The sequence below is a fragment of the Ahrensia marina genome (genome assembly GCF_001293565.1).
Classification (GTDB): Bacteria; Pseudomonadota; Alphaproteobacteria; order Rhizobiales; family Rhizobiaceae; genus Ahrensia; species Ahrensia marina.
On record NZ_JXMU01000026.1, the window covers coordinates 22,804 to 37,745 of the forward strand.

The window sequence follows — 14,942 nt, forward strand, 5'->3', positions numbered from 1 at the left end:
TTTTTAAGGTGCGGCAAGCATTACAACCTGATGCACGCATGCGTTTGGATCGCATTTAAACGGAAAACATCCGAAAAATGATAATTAAGTCATTCGTTTAACAATATTTTCACCTCGTGGAACGAACCTATAGCCACGTTAGCGGCGAGTAGGCTGGTCCAGAGCCATCACAAACAGATGGTGTATTGGGCCTACATCTGCTGGTTTATCCAGGTTGTTGAGGAGACGACACGCTTACTAGGCCACTGGAATCGGGGGGCGATGCATGAAAACAACGATGCGCCTAAATTCAGATACGAAACTGTCGGTCTCCGGCCGCAATCGTTTGTCAAGTTTTCAGTCAGACATATGCCATACCATCGTCGACCGTATGGAACAGGGCGTCATTGTTTTTGACCGCCAGAATATTCTTTATGCCAACGACAATGTCTTTGACATCTTGTCAATTCCGGAAGAACTCCTCGCACCAGGGTCATCGCTGGAAGAGTTTATCAAATTCGGCGTCAAGCGCGGCGATTATTACCCCAATTCAGAGCTTACTTTCGCCAGCATTCGTATGCGCTTAATGGCAGGCGAAGATTTTGTTTTACTTCGCAAAACACCAAACGGACGGTTTTATCGCATTAACAGCCGGTTTCGCGACGGGGTTGGCATTAGCACCTATACCGACATAACAAATGAATCACGCGAAAAAGCTGTTCTGACCAATACAGTCGAAGCAATTGCGCAGGGCTTGCTCGTGCATGACCGTGAAAAGATCGTTATTTCCAACAAACATCTGTTGAGCGTCATGGATCTGCCACCCGAAGTCGTGGAGGCAGGAACGCCTTGGAAGGAATTCATCGAGTATCGGGCAAAACGCGGCGATTACGACGATCCTGAAGAGCATGTAAAAAAAATTCTACAGGCTTTTGACTCGCAAACCGGTTTCTCTTCTGAAACCCGCGCGGGCAGCAAAACCATCCGTGTTGAGTGTCGGAATGCGCACGGCATGATGTTTGTCACTTATACGGATGTTACCGATGCCCGGGACCGCGAATATAAATTGCAGCAAAAAGAGGCAGAGGTACGGCTTCTGGCTGAAACCGACAGCCTCACAGGTTTGAAGAACAGGCGCGCATTTGATGATATTCTTGCCAGACATTTCAAGAAAAGGAAAAAGAAGTCCAGTAAAACGTCGAAAGAATTGGCGTTGATACTGCTTGATTTAGATCATTTCAAACCGGTGAATGATACATATGGCCATAGCTTTGGCGATACGCTGCTAAAGCAAGTCGCACGCCGATTTGGTAAAATTGTTCGGAAAAGCGACACGATGGCCCGCATCGGAGGCGATGAATTTGGCGCAATCGTCGAAGTCGATGACAAAGGCGAAGCCATCGAAATAGCCACATGTATGCGCGATGCGGCGAGAATTCCGATCTTGATCGAGCAAACTAAATTGCGGGTAAATGCATCCGTCGGCGTAAGTTATTTTTCTGACGGATTTGAAGACGCACCTGCCATGTTTGTCGGCGCGGATCTTGCTCTATATGCTGCTAAAGACGACAGTCGCGGGTCTGTATATGAGTTCGAAGCTGAATTTGCGACCAACGCCATACAAAAGTATTTGCTTGAGCAAGACCTATTATCGGCCCTAGATAAAAACGAATTCGTTCTCCATTATCAGGTTCAGCAGGATTTGAGTTCCGGCAAGGTAGCCGGCTATGAAGCCCTTATGCGTTGGCACCACCCGGTAAAAGGTCTCATTTCTCCGGCGGATTTCATTCCTCTGGCGGAAGAAACAGGGTTCATCGTGGAAATGGGACGTTGGGCCTTGAAGCAGGCAGCGCGTGATTTTGGCGGCAAGGATAAATCCACACGGGTTGCTGTGAACGTGTCTCCGGTTCAGTTCCGCGAATCTAACTTGATCGAAGATATCAAACAGGCACTCGAAGAATCAGACCTTGCTCCAGAGCAGTTGGAAATCGAAATTACGGAAGACGTTCTTATTGAAGACAATGTAAATACGTTGAAAATCTTGAAAGGCATCCGCCAAATTGGCGTCGGACTGTCACTGGACGACTTTGGCGCTGGCTACTCTTCCTTGAGTTATCTGACACGCTACCCGTTCAGCAAACTCAAAATTGACCGCTACTTCATAGATCAGATGATCCGTGATGAACGCAGCCAGTCTCTGGTCAAATCCATTCTTTCCCTCGCCTCCAATATGGGTATGAAAGTAACCGCAGAAGGGGTTGAAACGTCTGAACAGCTTGATCTTCTGGTTAAAAGCAATTGTGACGAAGTTCAGGGTTATTTGCTTGGGAAACCGCAACCTTTGGACGAAATCAAGAAAACGGCCGTGTTGTAGCATCAAGCGTGAACATTTTTCCTTTGCGTGCACTGCACAATACTTTTAAATGGGACGGCATGATCAGCACGTCCCGAGTATAGGCATGTTACCCGACAACCCGAAAAATCACGCAGATTTATTGGCGCGGTTTCGGTGGAACATTCCCGAACGCTTCAATATTGGAACAGCATGCGCCGATGATATTGCGCGCCTTACCCCAGACAGGCCGGCTATTATTGACTATGCTGATGGCGAACCGCAAATCTTAAGCTTTAAGCAATTGGCTGAACGCTCGAGCCGTTTTGCCGCCGCGCTGAAAGGCATTGGCATCAGGCGCGGTGAACGAGTTGCGGTTATGCTGCCGCAAAGTATCGAAGCTGCTATTGCTCACCTTGGTATCTATAAACTCGGTGCGATTGCTGTCCCGCTGGCCATGCAGTTCGGTCCCGAAGCGATGCAGCACCGCTTGGCAACATCGGGAGCACGGGCGTTGATAGCAGACATGATAGGTCTGGAACGCCTCGCATCCATTCAATCGAATTTACCGGCATTAGAGTTTCGCATTTCTATTGATGGAACGGAAGCAACGCAAGACTTCAATAGTCTGATTTCAAAAGCGTCGGCTCATTTTCCGATTGCAGAAACATCACCAAATGACCCTGCGATGATGCTGTTCACATCCGGCACAACCGGTCAGCCCAAAGGTACATTACACGCCCACCGTGTCCTGCTCGGCCACCTTCCCGGCATACAGATGGCGCAAGGTTTTATGCCGCAAAAAGATGACCGTCTGTGGACCCCGTCAGATTGGGCTTGGGCAGGCGGATTGTTGAACGCGCTGCTGCCAGCGCTCTATTGCGGCGTAACTGTTGTGGCAGCGCGTGCGCCAAAATTTGAGGCCGATTGGGCTATCGATCTGATGAAAAAAGCCGGTGTCCGCAATATCTTCATGCCGCCGACAGCGTTGAAGTTGATGCAGGCCAATTTGAACAAGATTCCCGAATTGAATATCCGCTCAATCGGTTCTGCAGGCGAAGCACTGGGAGGGCAAACGCTGGAATGGGCGAAAGAACATTTTGGCATCAGTATCAATGAGTTTTACGGCCAGACAGAATGTAACGCCGTTATCAGCGCATGCCATGAAATTGGGACGGTTAAGCCCGGTTCAATGGGCAAATCTGTTCCCGGTCACCAAGTTGCAATTTTGAATGAAACCGGCAGCGCAGCCCAAACAGGTGAAACCGGCGAGATCGCGATCCACAACAGCAGCCCGGTCATGTTCCTTAGATATTTTGATAATAAGACGGAGACCGAACGGAAATTTAATGACGAATGGATGCTAACCGGTGACCGTGCCTATCGCGATGAGGACGGTTATTTCCATTTTGTCGGCCGCAACGATGATATCATCATCTCGGCCGGCTATCGTATTGGACCGGCAGAAATTGAAGATTGCCTGACAGCGCACCCCGCTGTTGAGCTGGCAGCGGTGACGGGGAAAGCAGATGCGACACGCACACAAATTACCGTCGCGCATATCAAACTCGTTGAAGGCGAACAGCCGAGCGAGCAGCTAAAACAACATATACGAAACTTCGTAAAAACGCGGCTTTCAGCCCATGAATATCCGCGCGAAATCATTTTTGTCGATGATATTCCAATGACCGAAAGCGGCAAAATAATCCGCCGTGTATTCCGCAATCAGACAGCGTAACAGTTTCAGCGTCGGCCAAGCATATGCTTTAGACGCGCACCAACATTTTTGGCTGTTTTCTTCGTTGAGGAGTACAAATCCATTTGCGAAGCAGCCTGACGCACTTCGCGGTCTTTGTCCGGATCAACACCAATGACGAGTGTTACCATTTCAGCTTCATCACGCCACAGATGTGACATCATCGGATGATCTTCAGAAGCACAGCTATCTGCAAATGTCACGTTAGGATCATCCAGGAGCGTTTCAGTAGTCCGAACCATCAGCAGTTTGCCCGGCGAAAAAGCGCGCATCGTCTCATCGTAAGCGATTTTCCAAGTCCATGCCGTTCCGTTTTCTACGAAGACTATGAGCGAGGCAATAACGCGATTGTCCAGCTTCAGCATATAGATACGGCATTTGTCGACTTCGGCCAGTGAGTTGACGGCCTCACGCGCAAAAGCCGCGCGCAAACGGTCCGATGCAAGCGATGTGCGTTGCTTGCCTTTCCAGCCGGCATTTTCAAGCAACAGAAACTCTTCCATGCCCCGACGAATATCCGTAGGATTTCGGGCAATTTCAAAAGCAAAATCGCCCTGCGCCTCCAGCTTTCGCCATAAACGGCCAAAGTCGCGCCGGTGGTGGCTACCCATATTTTCCTTAAAGAAAACGTCGGCATCCGTTGTCGCGTTTAAAACGGGGCGCTTTACAGGACGGGTGGAAGCAACAGGCAGGCCGTTTGCCAAGGCTACCGATCTTAAAAGGGAAACAACAGGACTGTTGACCATAACATCGGGAAAAGCGATGATTTTTGGCAGAGCAACTGTCGGCAGTGATAATGTGCCAAAGATATCCTCTATAACCTGCATTGCCTCACGCCGCTCAACAATCGGCGTACCCAGCGGGCCGTAAGGGTTGGCCCACGCGCGTACAAGGTCAGGCCCGATCGCAAAGCCGGGTTTCTCCACGGTAAATGGCATCAGAAAACGCGTTTCAGAGGACTGGTCATCTGAATCTTGCAGCACCATCAGGCGCACCTGCCGCTCATCAAGGCGCGGCATTGCGGGCACACAGAAGCGCGGACTGAAAAACACGTTTGGCTCAATGCAATAGTCGCAGGCGCGCTCGATCGTCGGCAGAATGTCAAAACCTGCCTTTGCCGGAAAAACGCGAAAATGTCGCTTGCCCTTTGACAGACGGCTGACTTCGGGAATGTTATCTTTGACACCGCTTGCAGGCGTACCGGGCATAACAAGCGGCGTTTCAACAATCTCTTCATCAATAATAGGCAACGCAGACATTTTAAGAAACTCTCTCATCAAAGACAGGCGAAAATACAAACATCGAAACACCAACCCGCATACGCACGAAATAGAAAAGAGCAATCGTTTCAAAGACGGTCGCAATGGCGGTCGCCGCAGCGGCACCGTAAATGCCGTATTCGGGTATTAAAATCAGATTCAAAACAATATTGGATGCCAGAACGCCGCCAAATATAATTGCGCAGATATTTTGATTACCCGACATATTCAGCAAGCTTTCCGCTGGGCCAATGCTGGCGCGAAGCACCACACCGGCAACCATGATAAACAGAACAGGATAGCCTTCGCGGAAAGCTGTACCGAACATCGAAAGCAAAAGCGGACCGGCCGCAAGTACCGCAATGCCCATTGCCAGCGATGGCCAGAATGTCCATGTCGCAGAGCGCCGTGCCAATTGGCGCAGTGCCGATTTATCTTCATCTTCCATTCGGGCCGCAAAAAGGTTCGCGATACCGGCCTTAACGGCAAAAAAGACGAAATGGACAAGCGATAAAGTTTTTGCTGCCGCGTAATAGATACCCACGCTTTCGGGATTCATCATGATGCCAACCATGAACACATCGGCATGAACGAGCAGAGCAAAGAAACCCTCGACGAGAAAAATCGGCAAGGCCACCAAAATCCACTGGCGCATCTCGATACGTGGTTTGGCTTTTTTGTACTGGCGTCTCAAATCGCGTGTAATCACGAAATACTGGATGAGAGAGCTGCAATAGCTGGCAATCACAGCGCAGATTAAACCCGTCACACCATTGACAGGATAGCCCATAAGCCACGCGCCAACCATTAAAACGAGAATGAAAATCGGGCGCAGCAAATATGTAGGTGCGAGTGCACGAATAGGCCAGCTATTGGCGCGCGCAGTACCGTCAAGCATATCGCCAAGCGCAATCATTGGCAGCGCAAAGGCACCCACAATGAAAGGCACGGTATAATGACTGTCGAAATATGCAGCACCATAGATGGTTGTGAATATAGTTGCGGCGGCGGCAATTGTGGAACTGAGCAATACAAACACGCGGCTTGAGAGCAGCAGACCGTTCAAGCGCTCAAAATCAGCCCTTCCATGATACTGCGGAAGAAACCTGATAATGGCAGTGTGAAAACCAAGGCAGGACAGGTTTCCGATAACGATCATCGAAATCCAGACCATGACAAAAATGCCGTACTCGAAAGCCCCCATAAAGCGGGCAAGAACGACCTGACTGACAAAGGCAATGGCAGCACTGAATATGCGGATGGCAAATGCGATGATTGATGCGCGCTGCGCGTTGGAGGCATCATCAACGCCTGAAAGCGCAACGTCCAAACGCTCGGCAAAAGGCCGCAGACGCGCAAAAAGCGACGTCGGGAAAAATGTTTCAGCTGTTTGTACCGCAGAAAACCGCAATATGTTCACTCACAAATTGAATTTAGGTGAGTTATACGCCCATTGGCTTAAAATTTTGTTCGCATATAAATTGCCGGAAAACATGGTAAACCAAGCGCTAATGCAAAAAACCTGCGCGGTTTTCCGACCACGCAGGCTCTATATTCAATTAGGGCAATCGGCCTTGGTATTAAGCAAATGCACCGTGGCAATGTTTAAATTTTTTGCCTGATCCGCATGGGCAAAGCTCGTTACGCCCAATTTTTCCCCATGTCGCCGGATTTTCAGGGTCGCGCTCTTCCGGCGCAACAAAGCCTTGCGCCGCAGTCAGTGCCGCAGCACCGGATGCACCGGCAGAACGGTCAGTACCTTCACCAAAATCATTTTCGCCGGTTGTACCGTCTATGTGACGGCCTTCCATTTCCGGCAATTCAGGATCAGGCGCATCGGCTGCATCACGAACGATTTCAACGCGCATCAATTTCGAAGTGACCGAGATACGCAAGTTTGCAAGCATCGACTGGAACAGTTCGAACGCTTCCTGTTTATATTCCTGCAATGGATCGCGCTGCGCATAACCGCGGAAACCCACCACCGAACGGAGGTGGTCAAGCGCAACCAGATGCTCGCGCCAGAGTTCGTCAATTGTTTGCAATATCAATGACTTCTCAACATAAGTCATGATCTCTTGGCCAAAACGCTCTGTGCGCTGTTCGGCAACGTCATCACTCACTTTCAGCAAGCGTTCCAGCATATCGTCTTCTGCAATGCCTTCTTCCGCAGCCCATTCTTCGATTGGCGCGTCGATATTAAGCTGCTCAACCACGGCCTGTTTCAGCTCGGCAACATGCCATTGCTCCGCATAGGCTTTTTCCGGAATGTGCTCGGCAATAAGATTTTCAACCACTTCATGGCGCATCTCGGTGACCATGTCGGTTAAATTATCGCTGTCCATCACCTCAAGACGCTGCTCAAAAATGACCTTACGCTGATCATTCATCACATCATCATATTTCAGCAAATTCTTACGGATATCGAAGTTGCGCGCTTCAACTTTGCGCTGTGCTTTTTCAAGCGCTTTGTTGATCCACGGATGAACGATTGCTTCGCCGTCTTTCATGCCAAGCTTGGTCAGCATGCCGTCCATGCGCTCTGAACCGAAGATACGCATGAGATCATCTTGCAAGGACAGATAGAACTTAGAGCGTCCAGGGTCGCCCTGACGGCCCGACCGGCCCCGCAGCTGGTTGTCGATACGGCGGCTCTCATGGCGTTCGGTCGCCAGAACATACAGGCCGCCAGCATCCAGCGCCTCTTTTTTCAGCACTTCAATTTCAGCAGCGATCTGTGCGATACGTTCCTTGCGCTTGGCTTCGTCCGTAACATCACCAAGCTCTTGGGCAATACGCATATCCAAATTGCCACCAAGTTTAATGTCCGTACCGCGACCGGCCATATTGGTCGCAATTGTGATAGAACCGGGAACACCGGCCTGAGCCACAATGAACGCCTCGCGCTCATGTTGGCGCGCATTAAGAACTTCGTGCTTTACGCCCCCTGCCTTGATGGCAGTTTCAACGTCATCGAGCGAGGTTTGCAAATATTCCGCAAACTCTTTTTCCTTGCCTTCTTTAATACCGGAAAGACGCTGCTCAAGCTTGCCTTTCAAAGCCTGCAGATAAGGAGCGCTACTCAAAAAGCTTGAAAGCAATTCTGACTTTTCGATTGACGTGGTACCGACAAGCACCGGCTGTTTGCGGCGCTGGCTTGCAATGATATCCAAGACGACAGCGTCATATTTCTCTTCAACAGAGCGGTAGACTTCATCGTCCTCATCAATACGCATGATCGGCAGATTGGTCGGAATTTCCGCAACACCCAACCCGTAAATATTGCCGAACTCTTCTGCTTCCGTTGAAGCCGTACCGGTCATACCCGACAGCTTTTCATACATACGGAAATAGTTCTGGAAAGTCACAGAGGCCAGTGTCTGGTTTTCAGGCTGGATGGATACGCCTTCCTTGGCTTCAAGCGCCTGGTGCAGCCCTTCTGAGAAACGGCGACCGGGCATCTGGCGTCCAGTAAACTCGTCAATGATGACAATCTCGTCACCCTTGACCATATAATCCTTATCGCGCTGGAAAAGCTTGTGCGCTTTCAGCGCATTGTTGATGTGGTGAACAATCGACACGTTCTCGACATCATAAAGATTGTCGCCCTTAAGCATATCCGCTTCACGCAAAAGGTTTTCAACGCGCTCTGTGCCGTCTTCCGTAAATGTTGAAGATTTCTGCTTTTCGTCGATCGTGTAATCTTCATCATTCAGCATTGGAATGAATTTATCGATTTGAACGTAAAGCTCGGACTTGTCTTCCAATGGACCAGAGATAATTAGCGGCGTGCGCGCTTCGTCTACGAGAATAGAGTCGACCTCGTCCACCACGGCAAAGAAATGGTCACGCTGCACCATTTGGGCGCGGTCCATTTTCATATTGTCGCGCAGATAATCAAATCCAAGTTCATTATTGGTGGCGTAAGTAACGTCGCACTCATAGGCCGCTTTGCGCGCCTCATCATCCATACCATGAATGATAACGCCGCATTTCATGCCCAGAAACGAGAATATGCGCCCCATTTCTTCGCTATCGCGCTGCGCAAGATAGTCGTTCACAGTAACAACATGAACGCCCTTGCCTGCCAACGCATTAAGATAAGACGGCAAGACAGCAACAAGCGTTTTACCTTCACCGGTCCGCATTTCAGAAATCGAACCATCATTAAGCACCATGCCGCCGATCAGCTGGACATCAAACGGTCGCAAACCCAATGTGCGCACCGACGCTTCACGTACAACCGCAAAGGCTTCAACCAAAAGAGCGTCGAGCGACGCTCCATCCGCAATACGCTGACGGAATTCATCCGTCTTGGCACGCAATTGCTCGTCAGAAAGCGCCTGCATATCACTTTCCAGAGCGTTGATCGCCGCAACTTTGCTATCGAATGATTTTAAATAACGGTCATTTGCCGTGCCGAAGATTTTGGCTGCGATGCCGCCGATACTGACCATTATGTATGGTCCTTTCCGTTAAAGCCGACCTTAACAAGTCGCTGAAATGAGCTACAGCCAGAATTGCTGCGATTAAATTGTTTTGGCACTCATGTTTGAAAAATCCAAGCTGGACGTGCCACATTCGGACAGATAAGAGTGGCATTAATCGATGTCAACGCTACGAACAGTGCCATTAATAAGTCACCACGTCAGCCGTTGAGCAAAAAACGAAGCAAAATTAATGAAATGGATCACTATCCCATGACACAAATGCCAACCAACCTACCGTTGAACGCACGTCGCACACGAAAATTTGCAGGTATTTCCGCAGCTATTTTTGCCATGGGCAGTGTATTCAGCACACCGGCATTTGCGCAGGATGGTGAAGACAAGATTGTCGGCTCACTGGGCGGCGAAACAATAACGCAACGCGATCTGGCGTTGACTGTCAGCGAAATGGGCGATCAGCTCGGACAGGTTCCACCTGAACAGCAACAATTTGCCGCCCTTATGGCGCTTATCGATATCAAGCTTCTCGCGGCCAAAGCGCGCGAAAACGGACTTGATGAGGATGAAGAATTTAAAAAGCGCGCCAAGTTTCTGGAAGACCGGGCTCTGCACAACATCCTGTTTAGAAAAGATGTGATAGACGGCATTACCGACGAAGAAGTACGCGCACGCTACGACAAGGAAGTCGCCGCAACACCGGCAGAAAACGAAGTCAAGGCCGCCCACATTCTCGTGGAAAAGGAAGAAGAAGCCAAGGAAATCATCAAAGCCTTGGATGAAGGCGCTGATTTTGCTGAACTGGCCAAAGAAAAGTCAACCGGTCCTTCCGGACCTCAGGGCGGCGATCTCGGCTATTTTACAAAAGGGCGCATGGTTCCTGAATTTGAAGAAGCCGCGTTTGCACTCGATTCTGGCAGCTACACCAAAGAACCGGTCCAAACACAATTTGGCTATCACGTGATTCTAGTCAAAGATATTCGTCCGGTACAACCGCCGGCATATGAGCAGGTTCAACAGCAGATCCGTGCCGCATTGTTGCGTGAAAAATACTTCAACTACATCAAAGAACTTCGCGCATCGGCTGATATCAATATCGAAGACGAAGCGCTAAAAGCAGCGTATGATAAAGCAGTCGCGGAACAAGAAGCGCAATAAAAATGGCGAAATCATCTCCCGTATCCCCACTGGCACCCAAACAGGTGCCAGTCTTGCCACCAATTAAAGGCGTTACACTGGCCACAGCAGAAGCAGGCATCAAATATAAAGGCCGCACGGATGTGATGGCGATGATATTTGATAAACCCGCCGCCGTTGCGGGCGTATTTACAAAATCAAAATGCCCGTCCGCGCCCGTTGACCTTTGCCGCGCACATCTGCCGAAGGGCCGCGCTAAAATATTGGTTGTCAATTCCGGCAATGCAAACGCTTTCACAGGCAAAAAAGGCGCGGCAGCAACAAAATTAACCGCTGAAATCGCGGCAAAAGCGGCCAATTGCGATTTCGATGAAGTCTATCTGTCTTCAACCGGTGTCATCGGCGAGCCTTTAGATGCCACAAAGTTTGAAGGCCACATCGAAAAGATGGTCCAGAACGCGAGTCCGGACGCTTGGCTGCAAAGCGCGCAAGCAATCATGACAACCGATACCTTTGCCAAAGTGGCTACCCAACAGGTTGAGATTGACGGCAAGACCTATACTGTCAACGGCATGGCAAAAGGCGCAGGTATGATTGCGCCCGACATGGCAACAATGCTTGCTTATATTGTAACAGATGCTCCGGTATCCGCAGCGGTTCTGCAAAACTATCTGACACAATCCACCGAGACGACGTTCAATGCCGTGACCGTGGATGGCGACACATCCACATCAGACACATTGCTGGCATTTGCAACAGGGCCCGCCGATTATACAAATCCTGAAGATAAAAAGCTCGTAGCTTTCAAATCGGCGTTCCATGATGTGCTACATAATCTCGCCATGCAGATTATCCGTGACGGCGAAGGTATTCGCAAAGTCATGCGCATTGAGGTCGAAGGGGCAACGTCAAAGGCGGCCGCCAAAAAGATTGCGATGTCTATCGCCAATTCGCCGCTGGTTAAAACTGCGGTCGCCGGTGAAGATGCCAATTGGGGGCGCATCGTCATGGCCGTTGGCAAAGCAGGAGAACCGGCCGATCGCGACCGCCTTCAAATTCGTTTTGGCGATATTGTTGTCGCAAGAGACGGTGAACGTGAAGAGGGCTACAGCGAAGAAGCATGCGCCGCCTATATGAAGAATGACGAGATTGTTATCGGTGTGGATATAGGCCTTGGCAGCGAACGCTTTACCGCATGGGGCTGTGACCTGACCAAGGAATATGTAGAAATCAACGGCGACTATCGAAGCTAAAGCCCATTGGCATCGCCATTATAGTAATGTGCTCTAGGAGTAATTGATCCCTGTGCCTGAACTTTCACTGGTAAGACGACTGGAAGCTGTTGGTTTCCGTGCTTGGCCTGCAGCCTCTGTTCACTATGACGGAAGCTGGGCTGTAAGACTGACAGCAAGCCATCCTTCACGTCGCCTAAACTCGGTCAACCCGCTCGACCCCGCAGACCAAAGAGACTTCGAAAGCCGCATCGCCCGTATGGAGCATCGCTTTGCGTCCTATAATCGGCCTTTGGTCTTTCGCCTGTCGCCGCTTGCCCCTTCAACATTGGCAGCGCATTTTGACAAGGAAGGCTGGCAGCGCGTCGCCGAAACACGAGTTCTCAAAGCAGATTTAAAAGAACTCGATCTTGATTCCGGCATCGATCAACTGCCCGGCAAAGACATCGGGCGCTTTGTTGATGCGTCGATCTCCATTCGCGCTGAAGACCCTGAACGCAAACCCGGCCTGACCGAAGTGCTTGAATCCATCCGCCCCCCAAACGGCATGTTTGTCATGGAGGACAGCACCGGACCGGTTGCCTGCGCATTATGTGTGCGTGACAATGACATGGCCGGACTTTTTGATATTGGTGTTTGCCAAGATTGTCAGGGAATGGGATATGGCAGGTCTATCGTGCGCACTGCGTTGCGCTGGGCACGCCAGCAAGGGGCAAAAACAGCATGGCTACAAGTGGAATCAGCCAATAAGGGCGCCAATGCGCTCTACAGCCGCTTGGGCTTCGAAGAAGTTTACTCCTATGTCTACCGGATGAAAAAAAGCGACCGCCATGGCTGACATCATACTTGTATCTGCTTGCGCGCTTATCGATCCCGATAACCGGATTTTGCTGGCACAGCGCCCGCAAGGAAAATCATTGGCTGGTCTGTGGGAATTTCCCGGCGGCAAGGTCGAAGCTTCAGAAACACCTGAGGAAAGTCTTGTGCGTGAACTCAATGAAGAGCTCGGCATCAAAACTGAGATAGCTTGCCTTGCCCCTTTGACATTCGCCAGTCATGCATACGAAACATTCCACCTTTTGATGCCGCTTTTCATCTGCCGCAAATTTGAAGGCATCCCGGTACCGCGCGAAAACCAAACGCTGAAATGGGTCCGCCCTGAAAAATTGCGTGATTTTCCGATGCCGCCGGCAGACGAGCCGCTGATTCCCGTTCTTCAGGATTTGCTGCGCTAAAAGCCACTGCGCAAACGTCCAACATCGTTAATCAATCGTTTAATGAAAGCTGATAATTGTCATCTTACGAAGATGGCAATTATTACAAGGCTTACGTTATGAGTGACGAACTGGAATGGGCAAGAATTCGTGGTGAAGACCAACGCCAATCAAGCTCAGGGAAAAACGGCACACTTCGTATCGCACTTATGTTTGGTGGCGCAGCGGCTGCACTGGGGCTTATTGCAGCGCCGCTTCTTGATCGCGGTAATGTTTCAAACCAGAACTTTGCTATTCTTGATGGCAATATCGATCCGTTTACAACTGCCAGCACACGCCCAAGCACAAACGGACAGAAATCATACACCATCCGGCGCTCTGTCTTGCAGAAAAGCCCTGTTGCCAAGTGCATAATTATGTCCAACGGCGCAGCAACAGGCGATTGTTAAAACTTAAGCTAAGTTGGTCACCGTTGAGTAAGCGAAAAATGAAACCAAACGCATTTTCACAAAAACAAACGCATGCGTTAACTTCTTTGCGTTATGCAGGCACGCGTAAGGATGCGTAATATGTTCAAAAGATTTATTAAAGACGAAAAAGGTGCAACAGCGGTTGAATACGCGCTGATCGTAACGGTGCTTTCTCTGGCCGTTGTCGCCGGCGTTTCAGGCGCATTTGATGCCGTCGAGTTTCTTTTTTCCGACAATAATTCACAGATAAACCAGGCAATGAACTAATTATTTGCTGCTTTGTCTTTCAAAACCTTTGCAAGGCTATGTTTGGCACTGCCCGGCTTGAGCGGTTGAGGCTGTGATGCATCGGGTGCCCAACCTGACATCCATATGAATGAGAATGTCGCCCTAATTCTTCCATCTGCATCGGCAAAATTATCGGCATAGTGCTGCGCTGCTGCATGCAGCAGATCGCGGCGGGTCACGCTTTTTTGCCTTTCAAGCAATGTATTGGTTGCCCCCATTGCACGCAAATCAAGCATAAGATCAAACATAGTGTCATAGCGCACAATCACGCTATCAATGTCAGTCACCGGCAGCGCAAAGCCTGCCCGCTGCAATAGACCGCCTGCATCACGCACATCCATAAATGGCAAAACACGCGGCCTGACACCGCCCGTTATCTTGCTTTCCGCCGCAAAAAGACTTTGGCGCAATTCCGTAAGCGTATCCCCGCCCGGAACACAGGCGAGAAAAAGCCCGTCCGGTTTGAGCGCCCTACAATATTGGATCAGCATGCCCGGCGTATCATTGACCTGATGAAGGTTGGCTATATCGACAATTAGATCTTGCGATTGCGCCTCAAGGCCGAGCACATCGCTGTGCCGCGCCTCCTCATCCGTCATCGCGGCAGACATCTTAATTGCGTTTTCGCCCTCGAAATAAGTCTCCAACAGTTCATGGTAAACACTTATAAACCGCCCCTTGGAAAATTTGCGGTGGGTGACTGCCAAGCGGTCATGCAGATCATCCAGAATCCGGCCGAGTAAAAAATCCGCCCCGGCAACATTAAGGCGCTTGGCCCGTTCCAAGACGGCATCAACTTGCTTTTTGTCAATAATGGTGCGGATACTCAT

Annotated in this window: 12 protein-coding genes and 1 pseudogene; 8 read left to right on the forward strand and 5 right to left on the reverse strand. The window is 50.1% G+C overall.

The features are described 5' to 3' along the window. The first annotated feature begins 265 nt into the window (after positions 1 to 265). The gene (locus tag SU32_RS14665; RefSeq protein ID WP_054000130.1) at positions 266 to 2,353 is read left to right on the forward strand and encodes an EAL domain-containing protein; all 2,088 of its coding nucleotides are present in this window, start codon (positions 266 to 268) and stop codon (positions 2,351 to 2,353) included. An 85-nt stretch (positions 2,354 to 2,438) separates the two neighbouring features. Further along, entirely contained in the window at positions 2,439 to 4,049 is a 1,611-nt protein-coding gene (locus SU32_RS14670; protein WP_054000131.1) for an AMP-binding protein, read from the forward strand. A gap of 5 nt (positions 4,050 to 4,054) precedes the next feature. On the opposite strand, the gene SU32_RS14675 is transcribed toward SU32_RS14670, so the two are convergent. The 4 genes and pseudogenes from SU32_RS14675 to secA all read right to left on the reverse strand — a co-directional run. Next, positions 4,055 to 5,326 (reverse strand): GNAT family N-acetyltransferase, encoded by a 1,272-nt coding sequence (locus tag SU32_RS14675; RefSeq protein ID WP_054000132.1) that lies wholly within the window; start codon positions 5,324 to 5,326, stop codon positions 4,055 to 4,057. A gap of 1 nt (position 5,327) precedes the next feature. Further along, positions 5,328 to 6,737, reverse strand: coding sequence for a lipopolysaccharide biosynthesis protein (locus SU32_RS14680; protein ID WP_054000133.1), 1,410 nt, complete (start codon positions 6,735 to 6,737; stop codon positions 5,328 to 5,330). Between the two features lie 169 nt (positions 6,738 to 6,906). Continuing rightward, positions 6,907 to 7,122 carry an SEC-C metal-binding domain-containing protein gene (locus tag SU32_RS17680; protein WP_425394286.1) on the reverse strand — a complete coding sequence of 72 codons (216 nt, stop codon included), beginning with the start codon at positions 7,120 to 7,122 and terminating at the stop codon, positions 6,907 to 6,909. Next, positions 7,104 to 9,783, reverse strand: a pseudogene (gene secA, locus SU32_RS14685) (preprotein translocase subunit SecA); the annotation flags it as partial. The gene SU32_RS17680 and the pseudogene secA, both read right to left, overlap by 19 nt. 243 nt (positions 9,784 to 10,026) lie before the next feature. On the opposite strand from secA, the gene SU32_RS14690 reads away from it, so the two are divergent. The 6 genes from SU32_RS14690 to SU32_RS14715 all read left to right on the forward strand — a co-directional run bounded on the left by SU32_RS14690 (position 10,027) and on the right by SU32_RS14715 (position 14,091). Next, on the forward strand, positions 10,027 to 10,929 hold the full coding sequence (locus SU32_RS14690; protein WP_201454967.1) for a foldase protein PrsA: 903 nt from the start codon (positions 10,027 to 10,029) through the stop codon (positions 10,927 to 10,929). A gap of 2 nt (positions 10,930 to 10,931) precedes the next feature. Beyond that, positions 10,932 to 12,161 (forward strand): bifunctional glutamate N-acetyltransferase/amino-acid acetyltransferase ArgJ, encoded by a 1,230-nt coding sequence (gene argJ, locus SU32_RS14695; RefSeq protein ID WP_054000135.1) that lies wholly within the window; start codon positions 10,932 to 10,934, stop codon positions 12,159 to 12,161. A gap of 52 nt (positions 12,162 to 12,213) precedes the next feature. Then, the gene (locus SU32_RS14700) at positions 12,214 to 12,978 is read left to right on the forward strand and encodes a GNAT family N-acetyltransferase (protein WP_054000157.1); all 765 of its coding nucleotides are present in this window, start codon (positions 12,214 to 12,216) and stop codon (positions 12,976 to 12,978) included. Further along, positions 12,971 to 13,375, forward strand: a complete 405-nt coding sequence (locus SU32_RS14705) for a (deoxy)nucleoside triphosphate pyrophosphohydrolase (RefSeq protein ID WP_054000136.1) — start codon at positions 12,971 to 12,973, stop codon at positions 13,373 to 13,375. Before SU32_RS14700 ends, SU32_RS14705 begins: the two co-directional genes overlap by 8 nt. Positions 13,376 to 13,473: 98 nt before the next feature. Then, on the forward strand, positions 13,474 to 13,803 hold the full coding sequence (locus SU32_RS14710) for a hypothetical protein (protein ID WP_054000158.1): 330 nt from the start codon (positions 13,474 to 13,476) through the stop codon (positions 13,801 to 13,803). A 120-nt stretch (positions 13,804 to 13,923) separates the two neighbouring features. Further along, positions 13,924 to 14,091, forward strand: coding sequence for a Flp family type IVb pilin (locus SU32_RS14715; protein ID WP_082376798.1), 168 nt, complete (start codon positions 13,924 to 13,926; stop codon positions 14,089 to 14,091). On the opposite strand, the gene SU32_RS14720 is transcribed toward SU32_RS14715, so the two are convergent. Next, positions 14,088 to 14,942 (reverse strand): methyltransferase domain-containing protein, encoded by an 855-nt coding sequence (locus SU32_RS14720; RefSeq protein ID WP_054000138.1) that lies wholly within the window; start codon positions 14,940 to 14,942, stop codon positions 14,088 to 14,090. The genes SU32_RS14715 and SU32_RS14720 overlap by 4 nt on opposite strands.